At 35.5% G+C, this 19,018-nt stretch carries 16 protein-coding genes and 2 riboswitches; of the genes, 5 read left to right on the forward strand and 11 right to left on the reverse strand.

The window, feature by feature from the left end; all coding sequences use genetic code 11:
- Positions 1-12: 12 nt before the first annotated feature.
- Positions 13-840, reverse strand: a complete 828-nt coding sequence (locus IGJ02_RS09735; RefSeq protein ID WP_010763417.1) for a helix-turn-helix domain-containing protein — start codon at positions 838-840, stop codon at positions 13-15.
- Between the two features lie 192 nt (positions 841-1,032).
- Between IGJ02_RS09735 and IGJ02_RS09740 the strand changes: the two genes are divergently transcribed.
- Positions 1,033-1,209: a hypothetical protein gene (locus tag IGJ02_RS09740; protein ID WP_010763416.1), complete on the forward strand. Its 177-nt coding sequence runs from the start codon at positions 1,033-1,035 to the stop codon at positions 1,207-1,209.
- A 104-nt stretch (positions 1,210-1,313) separates the two neighbouring features.
- On the opposite strand, the gene IGJ02_RS09745 is transcribed toward IGJ02_RS09740, so the two are convergent.
- Both IGJ02_RS09745 and IGJ02_RS09750 read right to left on the reverse strand, forming a co-directional pair.
- On the reverse strand, positions 1,314-2,531 hold the full coding sequence (locus tag IGJ02_RS09745; RefSeq protein WP_010763415.1) for a pyridoxal phosphate-dependent aminotransferase: 1,218 nt from the start codon (positions 2,529-2,531) through the stop codon (positions 1,314-1,316).
- Positions 2,532-2,731: 200 nt separating this feature from the next.
- The gene (locus IGJ02_RS09750) at positions 2,732-4,390 is read right to left on the reverse strand and encodes a glycoside hydrolase family 13 protein (RefSeq protein WP_430601843.1); all 1,659 of its coding nucleotides are present in this window, start codon (positions 4,388-4,390) and stop codon (positions 2,732-2,734) included.
- A gap of 170 nt (positions 4,391-4,560) precedes the next feature.
- Here IGJ02_RS09750 and IGJ02_RS09755 point away from each other — a divergent pair, with 170 nt between their 5' ends.
- The gene (locus tag IGJ02_RS09755; RefSeq protein ID WP_010763413.1) at positions 4,561-4,962 is read left to right on the forward strand and encodes a DUF2871 domain-containing protein; all 402 of its coding nucleotides are present in this window, start codon (positions 4,561-4,563) and stop codon (positions 4,960-4,962) included.
- 180 nt (positions 4,963-5,142) lie between these two features.
- Here IGJ02_RS09755 and IGJ02_RS09760 read toward each other — a convergent pair whose 3' ends face one another.
- Together IGJ02_RS09760 and thiT are read right to left on the reverse strand one after the other, a co-directional pair.
- Complete coding sequence (locus tag IGJ02_RS09760; protein ID WP_430601844.1) at positions 5,143-6,450, reverse strand: MFS transporter; 1,308 nt, start codon at positions 6,448-6,450, stop codon at positions 5,143-5,145.
- A 353-nt stretch (positions 6,451-6,803) separates the two neighbouring features.
- Positions 6,804-7,403, reverse strand: coding sequence for an energy-coupled thiamine transporter ThiT (thiT, locus tag IGJ02_RS09765; RefSeq protein WP_430601845.1), 600 nt, complete (start codon positions 7,401-7,403; stop codon positions 6,804-6,806).
- A 53-nt stretch (positions 7,404-7,456) separates the two neighbouring features.
- A riboswitch (TPP riboswitch) is annotated at positions 7,457-7,554 on the reverse strand.
- 221 nt (positions 7,555-7,775) lie between these two features.
- Here thiT and IGJ02_RS09770 point away from each other — a divergent pair.
- Positions 7,776-8,882: a hypothetical protein gene (locus tag IGJ02_RS09770; RefSeq protein WP_430601846.1), complete on the forward strand. Its 1,107-nt coding sequence runs from the start codon at positions 7,776-7,778 to the stop codon at positions 8,880-8,882.
- A 95-nt stretch (positions 8,883-8,977) separates the two neighbouring features.
- Here IGJ02_RS09770 and IGJ02_RS09775 read toward each other — a convergent pair whose 3' ends face one another.
- Complete coding sequence (locus tag IGJ02_RS09775; protein WP_010763409.1) at positions 8,978-9,439, reverse strand: hypothetical protein; 462 nt, start codon at positions 9,437-9,439, stop codon at positions 8,978-8,980.
- Between the two features lie 245 nt (positions 9,440-9,684).
- Between IGJ02_RS09775 and nrdI the strand changes: the two genes are divergently transcribed.
- Both nrdI and IGJ02_RS09785 read left to right on the forward strand, forming a co-directional pair.
- Positions 9,685-10,119, forward strand: coding sequence for a class Ib ribonucleoside-diphosphate reductase assembly flavoprotein NrdI (gene nrdI / locus IGJ02_RS09780; protein WP_430601847.1), 435 nt, complete (start codon positions 9,685-9,687; stop codon positions 10,117-10,119).
- Positions 10,120-10,405: 286 nt separating this feature from the next.
- Positions 10,406-10,615 (forward strand): DUF378 domain-containing protein, encoded by a 210-nt coding sequence (locus IGJ02_RS09785; RefSeq protein ID WP_010763407.1) that lies wholly within the window; start codon positions 10,406-10,408, stop codon positions 10,613-10,615.
- 224 nt (positions 10,616-10,839) lie between these two features.
- Here IGJ02_RS09785 and IGJ02_RS09790 read toward each other — a convergent pair whose 3' ends face one another.
- From IGJ02_RS09790 to IGJ02_RS09810, 5 genes are all read right to left on the reverse strand, one after another.
- Positions 10,840-11,811 carry a diaminopimelate dehydrogenase gene (locus tag IGJ02_RS09790; protein WP_430601848.1) on the reverse strand — a complete coding sequence of 324 codons (972 nt, stop codon included), beginning with the start codon at positions 11,809-11,811 and terminating at the stop codon, positions 10,840-10,842.
- 88 nt (positions 11,812-11,899) lie between these two features.
- Positions 11,900-13,486: a phosphatase PAP2/LCP family protein gene (locus IGJ02_RS09795; protein ID WP_010763405.1), complete on the reverse strand. Its 1,587-nt coding sequence runs from the start codon at positions 13,484-13,486 to the stop codon at positions 11,900-11,902.
- 260 nt (positions 13,487-13,746) lie between these two features.
- A riboswitch (M-box (ykoK) riboswitch) is annotated at positions 13,747-13,914 on the reverse strand.
- Positions 13,915-14,162: 248 nt separating this feature from the next.
- Entirely contained in the window at positions 14,163-16,004 is a 1,842-nt protein-coding gene (locus IGJ02_RS09800) for an ABC transporter ATP-binding protein (protein ID WP_010763403.1), read from the reverse strand.
- 15 nt (positions 16,005-16,019) lie between these two features.
- Positions 16,020-18,401, reverse strand: a complete 2,382-nt coding sequence (locus tag IGJ02_RS09805) for an ABC transporter ATP-binding protein (protein WP_430601849.1) — start codon at positions 18,399-18,401, stop codon at positions 16,020-16,022.
- The gene (locus IGJ02_RS09810; RefSeq protein ID WP_430601850.1) at positions 18,401-18,847 is read right to left on the reverse strand and encodes a MarR family winged helix-turn-helix transcriptional regulator; all 447 of its coding nucleotides are present in this window, start codon (positions 18,845-18,847) and stop codon (positions 18,401-18,403) included. Before IGJ02_RS09810 ends, IGJ02_RS09805 begins: the two co-directional genes overlap by 1 nt.
- Positions 18,848-19,018: the final 171 nt, after the last annotated feature.

Genomic DNA, 19,018 nt, shown 5'->3' on the forward strand with positions numbered 1-19,018 from the left:
ACTTAACTTTCCTTAGATTTTAATTGTTTCAATACGACGGATTTGGTCAGATAAAAGTTGGTATTCTTCTGCTTGTTCTGTATTCCCTTTGACAAACATCAATTGGGTTTTCAATTGAAATAATTCACTTAAAAAATAGTAACTATTTCTATGCCTAGACCAAACAATTCCTTGATCGATATAGATTTGTGCTTCTTCAAAACGGTTATGGTCTGCTAGAAACTTGGAATAATTATAAAATATTTTTGTTAATTCAGCTGTCACACGTTCATTTGGTAATTTATGAAAGTAATGAATGCTTAGCTTTAAGTATTTTTCAGCTTCAGCAATTTTACCAATACTGCTATACGTGCTGCCAATACAGCTGATCACTTGGATTTCAAAATCGGATAAATTCACTTTGTTTGCTTGATAAGTAAATGAAAGACCCTTTTTTAGATCCAATATTGCTTGTTCATAATCATTACAAAGATAAAATTTACAGCTACCCAAATAATAATAATACCGTTGCCAATCTGTATCAAGATGGAGCCGCTCTTCAATTTGAGTATCTTCCATATAAGTCATTATTTTTTCGTATTCTTTATGACGAAAATAATCTGCTATTTTTTCAAAGATTTGAGTAATCAACCGAACTTCATCTGATTTGAACTGCATAATTTGGTCCATTGTCACGCCTAAACGTTGACAAATCTGCTGCATCACGACTACATTAGGTAATTCTTCATTGTTTTCTATCCTACTCAATACACTTTGTGAACAAATGTCTTCTGATAACATTTTTTGTGTTAATTTTCTATTCTTACGAATTTCTTTAATAACTGCTCCAAAAGAATCCATGCTCTCACTCCTATGTCAATTTCAATTAGCTATTGTCAATAAAAACGTTTTGTTGTTAAAAAAGAACTAAATATGCGAATTCGCATTATGCATTTATTGTACTTTATAGCATAATATACTGCAAGAACATTACCTATCACTAAACCAAGACGATTTAAACTAATTTTACTTTGCAAATAAGGGGTGTTACTCATGATACAGGAGAAACGAATTAGCTTTAGTTGGGAAAAAAACAGTTATAAAGGCTATGTCGAAAAAGAATATGAAAATGCTTATTTGGTTGTTGTTTCGGATCCAAGTCCGGATATGGAAGAAAAATATACAAATCGTATGGTAATTAGTAAAAAAGATTGTCAAACTGCAGAATAACGTTGACATTTCAATAGCTCTTTGTAGGACGCATTCTTAAAATGAGAGTGACTCAAAACTGGAAAAGTTTTGAGTCACTCTTTTTAGTTTCAAAATGTATTCACTTATTTTTGCTTATAGGTACTTAAAAATTCACGCATTTTTTCAGTCGTAAATTTCAAATCTTCCATCTTTGGAAGGTACACGATTCTAAAATGGTCAGGTTGTGTCCAGTTGAAACCACCACCATGTACAAGTAGAATATGGTGCTCATGTAAAAAATCAAGAACAAATTTTTCATCATCATAAATATTAAAACGAGCGGTATCGATTTTTGGGAAAATATAAAAAGCAGCTTTGGGTTTTACAGCAGAAAGACCTGGGATATCATTGATTGCATTATAAATGTATTCCCGTTGTTCATAAATCCTGCCTCCTGGCAATAACAAGTCATCCACACTTTGATAACCACCCAATGCTGTTTGGATGATTTGTTGAGATAATACATTCGAACACAAACGCATCGACGCTAGCATATTTAGCCCTTCAATATAGCCTTTAACATGTTTTTTATTTCCACTAAGTACCATCCAGCCGCAACGGAAACCAGCAACTCTATGTGATTTTGACAGTCCATTTAATGTAACTACAAACAAATCAGGTGCTAATGTCGCAATCGGAATATGCGTTAAACCATCCATCACTAAACGGTCATAGATTTCATCTGAGAAAATGATCAAATCGTTTTGTCTCGCAATTTCAACGATTTGTTCAAGAATTTCCTTAGGATACAACGCTCCTGTCGGATTATTAGGATTGATGATCACGATTGCTTTCGTATTGGCCGTAACTTTGGATTTAATATCATCAATATCTGGATACCACTCTGCTTGTTCATCACAAATATAATGAACAGGATTTCCACCAGCTAATGAAATTGACGCTGTCCATAGTGGATAGTCCGGCATTGGTACTAAAACCTCATCGCCATTATTCAATAGCCCCTGCATACACATTGAGATCAGCTCACTGACACCATTACCTGTATAAATATCATTGATCGTCACATTAGGAAAACCCTTGACTTGGCAATATTGCTCAATTGCTTTACGTGCTGAGAAGATTCCTTTCGAGTCAGAATAGCCTTCTGAATTACGAACGTTCATGATCATGTCACGAACTACTTCATTTGGCGCATCAAAACCAAAGGGGGCGGGATTACCAGTATTAAGTTTCAAAATGCGAATGCCTTCTTCATGCATTCTGTCCGCTTCTTCTAAAACCGGACCACGTACATCATAACTTACACCATCAAGTTTGTTGGATTTTTCAAAATTTCTCATACTGTATCCCTCATTTTCAAAATTTATATCTTTAAAGTTACGCCACCTAGAAAAAAAAAGCAATGAAAAATTGGAAATTTTCTAAAAAAAAAACTTGTTAGTGCTCAGTGTTCTATTTTCTTATTCCAATTAAATCATTTTTTTGTTTCATCTCTAAAAAAAGTTGCTTTCTTTTCAATGAAAGAAAACAACTTAGTTTTTTACTCACTAACTTTATGTTTGTATACTCGTGCTTCATAAGGCGCAAACATTGTATGTTGATGGATTGTGTGATCTGTCAGATTGCATAGCTGGAGCTCCCAGTCTTCGATCTGAACATTTTCTGGAAGATCTGCCGATGCAAAGTCTTTGGATAAGTTGATAATAATCACAAACCGCTCTGTACCCAAACGACGTCCGTAGACAAACAGCTGTGGATGCTCGGGTAAGTACAGTTTGTAACGACCATAAATCAATGCTTCATTATTGTTCCTTAACTGAATAACTTCTTTATAAAAATTCAAAACAGAATTTGGATCCGTTGACTCATCTAAAACATTGATTTTTTGCTTATTAGGATTAAGAACTATCCAAGGTTTTCGTTTAGAAAATCCTGCATATTCTTCTGCCGTCCATTGCATAGGTGTTCTCGAATTATCTCTGGCCGTTCGGCGGATGACATTCATCGCTTTTAAAGGATCAACACCTGTATGAATCATTTCATAATAAAAATTTTTAGTATCGACTGCATCAATCTCTTCAATAGAAGTAAACGGCATATTTGTCATACCGATTTCTTGTCCTTGGTAAATGAACGGTGTGCCTTGTAGTAACAGAAAAGTCAGTGCTAACGCTTTTGCCGATGCTTGCCAAAATACCGTTTCTTCGCTACCAAAACTAGATACCGAACGAGGAATATCGTGATTTTCCATATACAAAGCATTCCAACCTGCTCCATCTGCCAGCGCTTCTTGCCAAGCCGTAAGTGCCTGTTTAAAATGAATAACATCTAAAGTTTCATGTTCCTCTTTATTCCAAAGTGAGATATGATCGAATTCAAATAACATATTGAAATAGCCTTCTTTGTCTCCCACCCATTGATGCGCTTGCGTAGCACTAACACCATTGGCTTCTCCAACCGTTAGTATATCACGCTTTTTAAAAACATCTCTCAATTCCTTTAAATGCGTTTCAATCCCAGGTACATTTTTAAATGATTCAAATGGATCGTTGGTTGAAGATGTTTCTAATGGAGCTTTTTTGATATGTGAAATCGCATCAACACGAAAACCATCGATCCCTTTATCAAGCCACCAGTCGACCATTGAAAATAGGTCTCTTTTCACTCGTGGATTTTCCCAATTCAAATCAGGTTGTTCTTTAGCAAAAACATGGAGATAATACTGATTTGTCGTGTCATCAAATTCCCATGCAGAGCCACCAAAAATCGAAACCCAGTCATTTGGCGGACCATCGATCTTTCCGTCTGCCCAAATATAATAGTCTCTATAATCGTCTTTAAGCGATGATCTTGATTCTATAAACCATGGGTGCTGATTAGATGTATGGTTGATGACCAAATCCATAATAACTTTGATCTCTAATTCATGTGCTTCTTTCAACAATAAATCGAATTCTTCCATTGTACCAAATGTCTTAAGGATTTCTTGGTAGTTGCTGATATCATAACCATTATCAACATTAGGTGATTCATAAATCGGTGTGATCCAAATAAAGCCAATTCCTAAATCCTTGAGGTAATCTAGCTTTGAGCGAATACCATTTAAATCACCAATACCATCATCATTTGTATCCATAAAACTTCTTGGATAGATCTGATAACCAACTGCTTCTTTCCACCAAGTACGTTTGATTGTCATCTGTATCACTCCAATTTGTCTTTGTCTTTCATTCATTATATAAGATATGAAAAAAAAGCGTATCTAAAATGCATAGTATTTTTCGCTTTAGTTTAAAAGCAAATACATAGAAATTAACTACTCACTTTGCTATAGTTAAGGTGTTTGAAAAATAAAATTAGAGGTGGATAATGAAAAAGTTAGTTAGAGTAAGCATGTCTTATATGATATTCGGATTGTTGGCTGGTATTTTTTATCGTGAATTTACGAAATGGACAGGTTTTACTGGTGAAACACAACTTAGTGTTTTACACACACATGTCTTGATTTTAGGAATGTTCTTTTTCTTGATTGTTTTACTTTTAGAGAAGAATTTTCAATTGAGTAAAGAAAAAAATTATAAAAAATTCTATATTATTTATAATATTGGGTTAGGGGTCACATTACTGCTAATGATTGTTCGCGGTGTTTTACAAGTGTTAGATTATCCAGAATCTGCGGCTATCTCAGGAATCGCTGGGTTGGGTCATATCATCATTACGGTAGGATTAGCTTATTTCTTTCAAGTTTTGTTTAAAGCAGTTAAAGAATAATAGTGTAGTTGCTAGGATCATTTAAATCACTTATATTAGGTTTACATTTTCGCTCTATTCATTTTATAAAATGTATTGAAAAGTGCATTCACCCAGAGTGAACATGCACTTTTTAATTTAGATAGACACAAAAAACAATACACTAATTATTCAACCATTCTTACTTTCTTCAGCATATTTCTATATATCAGGTGATTCTACCTGTTCATTTTCTTCTTCTCGCTCTTTTTCTTCCAATATTTTTTTCTGCAATTCTTTATCATAATTTCTAGCAACTGGTATCATAAAATTGATCACTCCACATATAATCGCACCAAATCCAGCAATCACAAACATCTTTTCTACACCTATTTTATCCGCTAATGGGCCAGCAAATAGTAAGCCTACTGGACCAGTAATACTCATCAAAGAATTTAATACACCCAACACCCGCCCTAAAACGTTCGGTTCATAACTTTGCTGGATCATTGCCATTAGTAAGGTGTTAAAATAAGGTGTAGCAAAACCTGCAATGGCATTTAAGAGAATAAAATAGATAAACCCTTTACTTGTCGGTGGCAAAAAACCACTTAAGCTAATCGTCACGCCAATCACAGCATAAGCAAAAAAGATCAGATTCATCCGGTTTTTCCAATTCCCAAAAATTCCAATCACAGCACCTCCGATCAGCATTCCAACTGAATAAACCACTTCAACAAGCCCTGCTTGTCCCACTGATCCATTAAAATAATTCATCGTCATCAACGGATATAAACTCGCTGCAGGCATAAATAGCAGCATAAAGATTGCTCCAACGATTGTAATATACCAAAGTCCTTTATTTTCAAACAATTTTTTAAAGCCAAATTTTGTATCTGCTAAAAGGTGAATCGGTTCGCCTTCTGAAGTGATGCGTGGAATTGTAACTAAAAGAAGTAATCCAACGCCAAAAACTGCCCCAAGTACGTCTAATAAAATCAAGAAATTCATAGGGACTATAGAATAAAGAACCGCTCCCAAAGCAGGCGCGATAATGAAATTTGCTGATTGCACCATACTAAATTGTCCATTGACTTTAGTCAATTCCTCTTCTGGCACCATCGTTGGTAGAATTGACTGTATCGTTGGCATTTGAAACGTTTGTGCAATTGAACGGATCAATAATGAAACAAATACTAACCACAATGGAAATTCAGGTGAAAGTGTACCAGTGATCGATAAAATTATTGCAAAAATCGCTACGATGATATCGGTCACAACTAACAATATTTTTTTATTCCAACGATCGATCAAAGGACCCGTAAACGGACTCAATAAAACCATTGGCAGCATTCCCAATAACATTGCTAAACTCAAAACCGTTGCCGAACCTGTTGTCTTTGTAAGGTACCAAATAATCGCGTATTGTACAACCATACTTGTAATTCCTGATAAAAATTGTCCTGTTAGAAACAAATAAAAATTTCTTTTCCAGTGAATAGGCTCAAATAAAGTGGGATTTTTAGACATTAAAAACACTCCTCAAATTAGTATTTAATTTCTGTTTAGATACTTTTCCAGTTTTGAAGTGCTTATCTAAAATCAGAAAAGCCTACACATTTTTTAACGCATCGAGTAAATCATTACCCTCAGCATATAGGTCATTTACTAACTTCCTTACTTAGCCAAATTATTATAATTTTATTCTACTTGAGTTATTCTTTTCAAACAAATAATTAACCTACGCTTGAATTATTTAGTGCAGATATAAATAAAAAGAAAGTAAGTCCCTTTTATCTTATTTTCGGTTTCAATTATTACAAAAATAAAAAAGAGCTAAAACTTGTTACGTTTTAGCCCAGACTACTTAACTACTTCTGTCATTAAATTTGTTTATCATGTTGACTCATTTGCACCCTATTTTCTGAAAGAAATAATGTAGGATTGATTTTAAGTAGTAACATTAACACCACTGAGGTCACAATCGCTGTTGCTAGACCACTTAGTCCATTCATAACGAATGAAAACAACCAAGGATTCATCCCCCAAAGTGCAAAGCTTCCCCAAAAGAGAACACCTGCAATAAAGTGCCAAAAATAACGCATAAGCGTACCTAAAAAAGAAGCATAAATAATAATCCGACCGCTTTTCATGTACTCTTTCTCTCGGATTGATTGCTTCAATTTACTACTATACATACCTGCAAAACCTGCAAAACCGAAAGCTAAAATATATTCAATAATTACTTGGGCAGGCATTAAATAATAAACTTGAGCTAACGGAAAGTGCAGTAATCCCCAGATAAAAGCTGAAAAAAATCCAGCCTTTGTCCCCCTTCGCAACGCATACAGCGTGATTGGGATCATCCCCAAAGATATTGAAAAACTACTGCCGACATTCGTTGGAATAAAAGATAAAACCATCGCAATTGCCGCCACGATTGTCCCTTCGATCCAAACTCGTAACTCTGATGTTCTTTGCATAAAAAAATCCTCCCTTTAGAACGACCAATTCACAAAGGAGGAGTAAAAGTATTTATTTACTCCATCACAATTCCTACGCTCGTACTAACGAACAGGTTCAAGGGTTTAGAGTTATTACTCATTCTCAGCCATGGCTCCCCTTTGTGATGGGTTCTATTTAATTTTTAATGGTCATCATTATCATGACAACAACAAAATCGTAACATGAGGCTATTCAAAAGTAAAGAAATTAAGCACTTTATTGTTTTGTTTCGTTCCTTCTTAAAATACATCCTCTAAATAGAGACTTCTTGTCTTAACCCACTTTGTTTTAAAATCATTTCGTTTTAAACCTTTTTTTAAGGTAAAATAGATATAAAAAGGAGGTAAACTATGAAAAAGAAAGTGAAACAAGTTGGAACTATTTTAGCAATGACAGGACTCGGGGCCACGATCGGGTATTTTGGTGGTTATCTAATTGAAAAAAATGCGTTTTCGGGCTTTGATATGGTGATTTTTTCCCTTGCGTTGGTTGTTTCTTTTATCTTTCATATCATTATTCACGAAGCAGGACACGGGATTTTTGGAAAATTAACTGGATATAAAATGGTGAGTTATCGAATTTTTTCTTTTATGTGGGTTTGGCAAAATGATGGTTCAATCGTCTTTCGTCGTTTGAAAGTTCCAGGAACTTTGGGGCAATGTTTGATGGCTCCCCCACTTTATGAAAAAGGAAAATTTCCTTTTCGACTATATTTGCTCGGAGGCGTTTTAGCAAATTTAATAACGAGCATCATCGCCATTATTTTATTTGTCCCTCATTCGTTGATTGCTGCAACTTTTGTCATTGTAGGACTCTTTATGGCTGTCACAAATGCTTATCCCTTTGGTTTCAATGATGGCATGAGTCTAAAAGTAGCCTCTTCTAGCGAAGAGCAGCAGTACTTGCTATATATCCAATTTGAAGTAAACTATCTGCTGAATCAAGGGATGACGTATCTCGAACTTCCGAATACTTATTTCGAGATAGTCCCCTCTGAATCTTCCCAAACCTACTTCAATGAGTATCAACATTTTTTACAAATCGCACGGTCAGCAGAAGCATTCGATTGGCAACGCTTAAATGACCATGTGGAATCGCTGTGGAAACGGCTAGATGACTTGATTTCTGTATATCAAATAGAAGTAAAAAAAGAACTTATTTTCTCCTTAGCCATCACTAATCCTGATGATCCTAGACTCTCTCAACTCTGGTCCGATAAAAAAGTGAAAATGAGCTTGAAGCAGCCTTTAATGGGAAATAAACGAATAGAAGCAGCTTATAATTATTTTGTTCAAAAGGATACCCAAGCTGCTTTAGATTGTTTGGAAATAGGAAGAACGTTAGTAGACAAAGCCCCAAATCTTGGTGATGCTAAAGTTGAGTTAAAATTGAATACTTGGCTTTATGAAAAGATTTTTATAAATAATAATCGTTATTTTTACAAAAAAAGTGATTAGGATGATTAAACAAAATTCTCCAGATCACTTTTTTATTATTCTTCTAAAATCAATTATTTTTCTATAATTAAAGCATTAGACTCTTTCCCTCACGATTAGTACTCGCCTTTAATGACAAAGAATGACCCTCTGATCGTACCCGCTAATTTTGATTTTTGTCGAGCAAATTTAAACTTGCCTTCAAACTCTGCTGGAATATCCATGCCATCTGATAGCTTAAAGCCCACAGCACGTTTTCCGCCTTCTTCAAGCGTATACATTACATTAACAGCTAGACCATTTTCATAAAAAACATAGGCCATCTTGATACCATCTACTTCAAAACTTGAAACTTCCAATGGTTTGTAAGGGAATGTCATCGCACGTTCCGTTAAGACTTTTTCGATCCAGCCTAAAGTGTCAGGATCTTCACTTGCAGGTACCGTTACAAATTCATGCTTGTATTTATTCCAATAATAACGAGCTTCATTAGCTCGTAAGCCTGCTAACGCTTCTGCGACAGGAGAAGTTTCAAAGCCAACTGTTGAAACGTTTTTAAAATCCACTTTGTAAACCATTTTTTGCTCCTCTTTTCTTTTAGTATAGAAATATTATAGGTTATGTAGGAAGTAGTGACAAACAATAAAGACTAAATGATTTTTTTCACAAAAGACTTGGAAATTCGCTTTCAATCAACTATAGTTAAGATGTAAAAATAGATTAGAAATAGTGAGTGTTTAACTTTGTTAGTTCACTCTTAATTTCCTATTTTTCTATTGGAACTGTATGGTCTTACTATACTTTTATGTTTAGGAGGGTAAAAATGAGGATTTTATATATTTCAATATCTGGTAATACACGTTCGTTTGTTAAGCGTTTGGTGACTTACGCTTCTGATAAATATGATACACAAATTGAAGTGAAAGAGATTCATGAAAATTCAGTCTTTGAAGATGAACTTATGCCTTTTTTTACTTTTGTTCCAACATACTTAGATGGTGGCAATGGTGTAGATAACGGGGATACAGAAATTTTAACAGAAACGATGCGGGAATATTTGGACTATCATTGCAACTATCATTTTTGTTTAGGTGTCATCGGTAGTGGAAATAAAAATTTTAACAATCAATACTGCTTGACAGCGAAACAATACGCAGAGAAATTTGATTTTCCATTTTTAGCCGACTACGAACTCCGAGGAACACAAGAAGATTTAGAAAGAGTTTATAAAATTTTAGTAGACAGAATCACGCTCTAAATCCGAATAAACGGCGAGAAAAAAGCAGCTCCTTCGGAAATAAGCTGAAATTCACAAAAATTTGAAAAGCAATTTTCGTGAATTCCCTCTTATTTCTCGGAGCTAAACGCTTCTGTCTCGGCCTCTCTTAATCCGAACAACCGTAGAATCTCATAATTATTATTAACTTATTTTTAATTAAACCTGCTATTATGTCGTTTTTTTCAAATAAAATAATTCGAAATTTTTGCAATTACAAAAAAATTGTTTTACTATAATTTTATTCCAAATAAAGGAGGTAATATTTATGAAAGCTTTAGATTCAGTTGCATTGGCTTTGCTGATTGTCGGTGGATTGAACTGGCTACTAGTCGGTCTGTTTGAATTTGATTTAGTCGCAACGATAGCTGGCGGTTCAACAACGATTTTTGCTAAGATCATTTATGTGATCGTTGGATTATGTGCTATTTATTGTCTAAAATTTTTTCCACTTATCTCCAGAAAAGATCAAGCATAAGTCTTATTAAGACCTGATTTTCAGGTCTTTTTTTGTCTTTTTATTTTTATCTTCTTTAATAAGATAAAAATAAGAGCGTGTGTCAAAACTAAAAAACAGTTTTGTTTCGCGCTCTAAGTCCAACTAGAATAGCGAGAAAAAAACAGATGACATTCCGTTGCAATCATATCAACTTCTCGGTGCTAACTGCTTTTGTCTCGACATCCCCCGCTATTTATTAAGTTTTATAATAATTCTTTTCTTAACTCTTCATCCGTTCGATCAGATAAATATTTTGGTGCAATATCTAAAACTGTAAACGCCCCATATTGTTTTTCCTTAGCTAAGCGAACACAAGCTCTAGCATAGGCCACTAACACACTTGCAGTAAATTCTGGATTACTTTCCAGTTGTAAATTATATTCAATAACTTGCTTCGTATTGTCATGTGTTGTTCCAGCATGCAAGACAGTTCCACCGTGCGGCATTGCTTTGTGGTTTTGATCCAATTCAGCTTTAGAAATAAAGTGTACTTTTGTATCATAGTCAGCAAAATAATTAGGCATTGAAATAATTTCTTCCTGAATTTTTTCTGCATTTGCCCCCTCTTCGAGTACAACAAAGCATTCTCTATAATGTTTGTCTCGAGTAGTCAAATCTAGATTCTCACCAGCTTTAAGTTTCTCAATGACCTCTTTGTTTGGAATCGTATATTGCGTGGCGTCTAGTATACCTTCGATTCGTCTTAATGCATCCGAATGCCCCTGACTAACTCCTTTACCCCAAAATGTATTCGTCTGTCCAACTGGCAAAATACTTTGGGCATACAAACGATTCAAACTAAACAAACCAGGGTCCCAGCCTGTTGAGATAATCGATGTAGTTTGATTTGATTTGGCTACTTGGTCCACTTTAGCAAAATGCTCAGGGATTTTAGCATGTGTATCAAAACTATCAATTGTATTAAATAAATGTGTCCATTCTGGTGTCTGAGCAGGTAAATCTGTCGCTGAACCACCACAAAGAATGCAGACATCGATTTCGCCCTTTTTCTGTTTTAGGTGATCCATTGTATATGCTTTAGCGCCTTCTGTTTTCACGGTTTCAGGAGCTCTTCTTGTAAAGATACCTACTAATTCCATATCTTTATTTTGTTTTATTGAACGTTCAACCCCGCGTCCAAGGTTGCCATATCCAACGATTGCTACTTTTATCATACTAACATTCCTCCACTTCTATAAATCAGATTATACCAAAAGAAAAAGACCTCTGACAATTGGAAGTTGAAAAAATGAGCTTGTTTCATTATGGTGCATCTAAATTCAATTGTTTCTTTAATTCGCTGGTGACTTTTTGCTTTTCCTCATCTGAAATACTCTGATAAGAAATTCCTTCTTCTCCTGTATAACCATCCCCAGTAAATCCTTCCCCTTGCATTTGATAGCTTTCAATATTTTCTAGAGCCTTCTGATAATTTTTCATCAAGAGAGTCATTTGATCCAAGGTCATGTCAGTTTGACCGTTATCACCAATTACGTCTAGTAATTCTTGATAATGAAAAACACTTTTCATAGAAATTAATTCTTTGGTAAGCTGAATCGTTACTTCCCGCTGTCTTTTTTGTCTCCCATAGTCTCCTAAAGGATCTTCATAGCGCATTCTTGCATATTGCAATGTTTCCCAACCGCCTAAATGCTGCTCTCCTTTTGGATAATGAATTCCTTCTGCATCAAACTCAAAATCATTATTGACAGTAACACCACCAACCGCATCACTCAATGCAGCTAATCCATCCATATTGATGACAAAATAGTGATTGATCGGAATGTCTAAATAATGCTCGACAGTATTGATCATCATCTCATCACCGCCAAAAGAATGGGCATGGTTAATTTTGTCGTATACACCCTCTTTTCCAACGATTTCTACATAAGCATCTCTAGGAATACTTGTGATTGTCGTCTTCTTTAATTGATTATTGACAGTCACGACCATAATCGTATTCGCTCGAAGATCTGTTTTACGCTTTGAATCATTTGCGATCCCTAAAAGTAAAAAACTAACAGGTTTACTATTATTAAGCTCTGCAGGCTTTGTTTTTCGATTCAGCGGCTGATACATTTTGTCAGCCGTTTTTTGAACATTATTAAAGACTGTTGCACCATATACAGAAGCTCCCGCAACGGCCAGTAAAAGTACAGTTAAGCTAGCCAAAATGGTTCTTTGCACAAACTTTTTTTTAGCTTCTCGTGATGTGAATGTTCTATTAAGATACAACCTTTGAAGGCAGATATAAGAAAAATTCACCCAAGAAAAACTTAAAAGAAACCCTGCAATCACATCGCTCGGATAATGAACTCTTAAGTAAATTCGACTCAAGCCAATCAAAAGAACATAAAGAAGCAATACATTTTTTAAAATCCTGTAATTTTTCGTTTTCCTTGGATAAAATGTGTGTACGATCAAAATAACAGAACAAGTTAGACACATGGCTAAAAGAGAATGCCCACTTGGGAAACTGTAAGAGCTTTTCTCGGCTAACTGTTCCACATTAGGTCGTGGCCGAGCAACAAAATTCTTAAGTATAAAGCCTAAAGCACTGACTACTAAAACATTACTGCTCATCCAAACTGCTAGTAGCTTATGCTTATTTTTCCATAGAACAAATGACACGATAAGACTCAAACTAAAAATAGGCACGATTGTAGCAGTTTTTGCAAATAGATTCACGAAACTAGTCAGTGTTTCATTTGGCTTCCAATTAAATTGATAAATCCATGAATCTAAATTTGTAAACCAACTTACATTTTTAACAACTAAAAAACTTAGTAATGAAAAAAGTACAACACTAAAAATAACTGGAGTAAAATTCTTTTCTTTCGACGTATACATGTGATAAATCCCTTCATTCCTATATTCATTAAAAAACTAATCAAACAAGAACCATAAGCATTTCCCAAAAAGACTGCTAAAAGATTCTATTCCCTAATAGATAGGAGCGAATCTTTTAGCAGTCTTTTTTTGCGTTATTCAACCACACTCCAAAAAAACACAAGTAAGTACTAAGACGGTATACATTCAGTAAATAAAATAGTTTTCTAATTTACCAAAAGAAAAAAGCCAAACATTTTTCCTTAAGACGTTTGACTTTTAATCAATCTCATCGTCTGAGTTTTAGCACTATACAACGTAAAGAAAATTTCTTAGCTATTTTATGAAAAGCCTTAATTCGACAATTCCTGTTTTACACATTGGCGTCTTTCGACGTTTCTGCGCAATAGCCTCTGTTTGTATAGGAGCCTCACCTAACAAGGTTATTTATCTATTTATTTGATTAAAGAATAACGCTGGAAAAAAATTTTTTCAAGTTATTTCAAGAGTCTTTATTTTTTCTTAATTTAAAATCAAGCGAATTCAGAAAGATTTATTCTAGCAAATAAAAAAAAAGCGTGGGATAAAACTAAAGAACAGTTTTATCCCACGCTCTAAATCCGAATAAACGGCGAGAAAAAAGCAGCTTATTTCTCGGAGCTAAACGCTTTTGTATCGGCCTCTCTTTTACAAGTTTTTACTCCTCTAACTCTTCAAATTGAGAGTTATAAAGTGACGCATAGTAGCCACCTTCAGCAAGGAGTTCTTCATGTGTACCTTGTTCTTTGATATCGCCGTCCTGCATATAAAGAATTTTATCTGCATCTTTGATCGTTGATAAACGGTGAGCGATAACAAAAGAAGTACGGCCAGCCATCAAGTTATTCATGGCGCCTTGAATCAAGCCTTCTGTTCTTGTATCAACAGATGACGTTGCTTCATCAAGAATCAAAATCGGTTTGTCCGCCAAGATTGCACGAGCAATCGTTAATAATTGTTTTTGACCTTGGGAAATATTTGACGATTCTTCATTTAATTCCATGTTGTAGCCGCCAGGTAACGTTTGGATAAAGTGGTGAACGTGAGCAGCTTTGGCTGCCGCGTAAACTTCTTCATCTGTTGCATCTAGGCGACCATAACGAAGGTTTTCCATGATCGTTCCTTTAAATAACCAAGTATCTTGTAAAACCATCCCGATATTTTTACGTAAGTCTGCACGATTAAAGTCTTTGATATTATGACCATCGATTTTAATCGCACCAGATGTTACATCGTAAAACCGCATCAATAGCTTAACCATTGTTGTTTTCCCTGCACCAGTAGGACCTACGATCGCTACAGTTTGGCCTGGATCAACATGGGAACTGAAATCATTGATAATGATTTTATCGGGTGTATAACCAAAACGAACATGTTCAAAGTCGACCATACCTTTTGCTTTATCGATTTTAACCGGGTTTGGAACAGTTTGTGCTTCTTCATCTTCTTCAAGGAATTCAAAGACACGTTCAGCTGCTGCTGCCATTGATTGAAGTAAGTTAGATACTTGAGCCAATTGCGCAATAGGTTGTGTTAAGTTTCGTACGTATTGGATGAACGCTTGAATATCACCGACTGTGATTGTGCCATTATAAGCTAAGATTCCACCAAAGATCGCTACGGCAACATAACCTAGATTTCCGACAAAGTTCATAATGGGTTGCATCAAACCTGAAAGAAATTGTGATTTCCAAGCTGATTTGAATAAGACATCGTTTTGAGTTTTAAATTCTTTAAGTGAATTTTCTTCATCATTGAATAGACGGACGATGTTATAGCCACCGATTGTTTCTTCTACTTTACCATTGATGACACCTAGATATTCTTGTTGTGTTTTAAAGTATTTTTGCGAATTTTTCACAACAATCATAATTAAGATCATTGAAATTGGGACGATCAAAATGGCTATCCCTGTCATTTGAACAGAAATCGATAGCATCATGATGATAACACCGATAATGGTGAAGACAGACGTAATCAACTGCGTAATCGATTGGTTTAGTGATTGACCTAAAGTATCCACATCATTCGTGATACGAGATAATACTTCACCTGTTGTCCGTGTTTCAAAATAATTCATTGGCATGCGATTGATTTTTTCTGAAATTTCTTTACGCATCCGATACGTGATTTTTTGCGAAATCGTTGACATGATCCAACCTTGAATGATTCCGAAGGCTGAAGCCACTAAGTAGAGTCCTAACATGAAGAGCAGGATTCCACCAATTTTATTAAAATCGATTCCACCAGTTCCTTGATACTTTTTAATCAAGCCATTAAATAATTCTGTGATCGCTTGAGATAAAATTTTAGGACCCCAAATATTAAATATGGTTGAAGCAATTGCAAAGATCATTACAAAGAAAACGGGTATTTTATAAGCACCAATATAGGAGATTAATTTTTTTAATGTTCCTTTAAAATCTTTGGCTTTTTCCACTGGAGCGCCATTTCCAGGTCCGCGTCCGCCACGAGGGCGATTTTGTGTTTGTTCTGCCATTATATTCGCTCCTCCCTACTCTGCTTCTTCTATGCCTAATTCAGTATTACTCAATTGTGATTGAGCAATTTCTTGATAGACAGTGGATGATTTCATTAATTCATCATGTGTTCCATGATCGACTACACGACCTTCATTTAATACGATAATATTATCTGCATGAAGGATCGTGGAGATTTTTTGTGCAACGATGATTTGTGTTGCACCTTTGATATTTTCAGACAATGCTTTACGTAACGCTACGTCCGTTTTATTATCGAGCGCTGAGAATGAATCATCAAAGATCAAGATTTTAGGATTTTTCGCTAAGGCACGCGCAATGGATAGACGTTGTTTTTGTCCACCAGAAACGTTCGTTCCACCTTGAGAAATTTCTCGGTCATAGCCTTTTTCGTTTGAATCGATGAATTCTTCTGCTTGTGCAATTTCAGCAGCTTTTCTCATTTGTTCATCTGAGATGTTTGCATCACCAAATTTGATATTTGATGCAATATCACCTGAGAATAAAATTCCTTTTTGCGGTACAAACCCAATGATTTCATGTAATTTATGCAAGCTCATTTCACGAATATCAATACCATCAATCGTGATTCGCCCGCCAGTTACATCAAATAAGCGCGGAATCAAGTTAACGATCGTAGATTTACCTGAACCAGTTGAACCGATTAAGGCTGTTGTTTGACCTGGTTTAGCCACAAAGTTGATGTGATGCAATACATCTTCATCAGCATCACCATAACGGAATTCTACTGCTTCAAATTTCACTTCACCTTTGAAGTCGTGATCATCTTTAGGATGTTCTGGATCTTTGATTGTTGGTTCTGTTTCAAGTACTTCTTCCACACGACCAGCAGCAACATTGGCACGAGGTAAAATAATTGAAACCATTGATAACATCATGAAAGCCATAACGATTTGCATTGTATACGTGATAAAGGCCATCATATCCCCAACTTGTAGTTGACCGTTATTCATATTATGTCCGCCGACCCAAACGATCAAAACAGAAATCCCATTCATCAATAACATCATGACCGGCATCATAATAGACATTGCACGGTTAACGAATAATTGAGTTTTCATTAAATCAGTGTTGGCACGATCAAAACGTTTTTCTTCAAATTTTTCACGAGAAAACGCACGAATAACAGGTAAACCAGTAATGATTTCACGAGAAACCAAATTCACTCTATCAACTAAGTTTTGTAATGCTTTAAATTTAGGCATCGTTGTCAATAGCAGACTTAAAACTAACACTAAAACAGCGGCTACCGCAACTCCAACAATCCAGCCCATACCTGTTCCTGTTTGATAGACATTATAGATCCCACCAATACCTAAGATCGGTGCGTATAAAACGATACGCATAATCATCACGATCCCCATTTGCATTTGTTGGATATCATTGGTATTACGTGTGATTAATGAAGCTGGAGAGAATTTTTCCATTTCAGTATTTGAGAATTGTAATGTTCGTTCATATTGACCCACACGCAAATTTCGACCGACTGATGCAGCCACGAGTGAAGCAATCAATCCAACAATGATTGCAGCAACAGCTGAAACCAGTGTTAGAAGAACCATTTTCGTTCCTGTTTTAATCATATAATCTGTTTGAATTTGTTGTGTATCCATGTCTAGTGCTTTGTATTCACCCAGTGTTAATTGAATTCCCACTGTTTTCATTGAATCCGCACCTAGATCACCTAAACCTTTTTTGGTTTCTTTGCGTGCCGCTTCGACTCTAGCTGGCATAGCATTTGTCGTTGTTTGAATTGAATCAGCCAAGGATTTTGCTTCAGCACCTTTTGCTTGCGCTTGAGCAGCCAAATCTTGTGCTTCTTGTCCTTTTTCCATTGCTGTTGCAGCATCTGTTGCAGACGCAGCTGCTGCACCGGCCGCTTTGGCTTGTTCGCCTAGGGCTGTTGCTTCTTCACCAAGTTGTTTCGCTTTAGCAGCATCTTCTCCAACTTTTTTATAATCTTCAATGATTGCTTTTGCTTCACTTCCGCTCGATGAATCTTTTGATTGAGAAGTTGCAAGCATCATCATTGGTAGATTAAAAATATCTGCTAATTTTGCTTCTGTCATATCCTCTTGAAGGTTTAAATTATAGACTTCAACTTCATTGCCATCGATTTTTTCAGTCGTTAGTTTATAATTATCTTCAATTATTTTTTTCTCATCGTCTGTCATGAACATTTCAATTCCCTGAAGAGTTGTTTTCCTGATTTTTTCAGGTGTGGAATATTCAAGCCCTCCTTGTTGAATACCGACATCGACGATACCCGATGTTAATTTTGGTAAGCTTAAATCACTATTTGCCTGTACAACTAAAAGCACAAGAACTGCGATGACCGCATACCAGTATTTACCGAGATATTTAAAAATCTTCACTATTGGTCACCTTCCTCTTTCTGGGAAATTTGTTGGGAATAGTCTACGAATTTCGCAGTCAGCTCGATGAACTGTTTCGTATCAGCTTCTCCCATTAGTTTAAAAATCCGCACGATCTTATCACGCATTTCTTTCTTTTGTAGTTGCGCTGCCTTTTTCCCACAATCTGTTAAAGTAACGTTGATACGACGACGATCATCTGGGTCCATCTTACGTTCAATTTGACCTTTTTTTTCTAAACTTCCTAGAACGACTGCAATACGAGCGCTAGATAGGTTCAGTGATTCAGCTAGATGCTTTGGACTAGTTGGTTCCCCATAGCGTGCAAGAAATTTGATGACAATACTTTCACCTTGGTTACTCTTTTCTAGTCTGCTAAATGCACTATGCCGATTTTGAACCATTAGACGCATAAGCTCTTGTTCGGCTTCTTCTGCGTATGACATATGACTCCTCCTTTTTTCAAAATAATTACTTCCACCATTAATAGCTAACAGTGTTAGTAACTAATGCTGTTTGATATTAACGCAAATAGCTTTTAATGTCAATAGGATTGGGTTGAAAATATAAATGAATACGGTTTTATTTAAAAAGTCTTTAAAATAGAATCCCATAAC

The organism is Enterococcus sp. DIV0724b (assembly GCF_050531475.1).
Taxonomy (GTDB): domain Bacteria; phylum Bacillota; class Bacilli; order Lactobacillales; family Enterococcaceae; genus Enterococcus_L; species Enterococcus_L haemoperoxidus.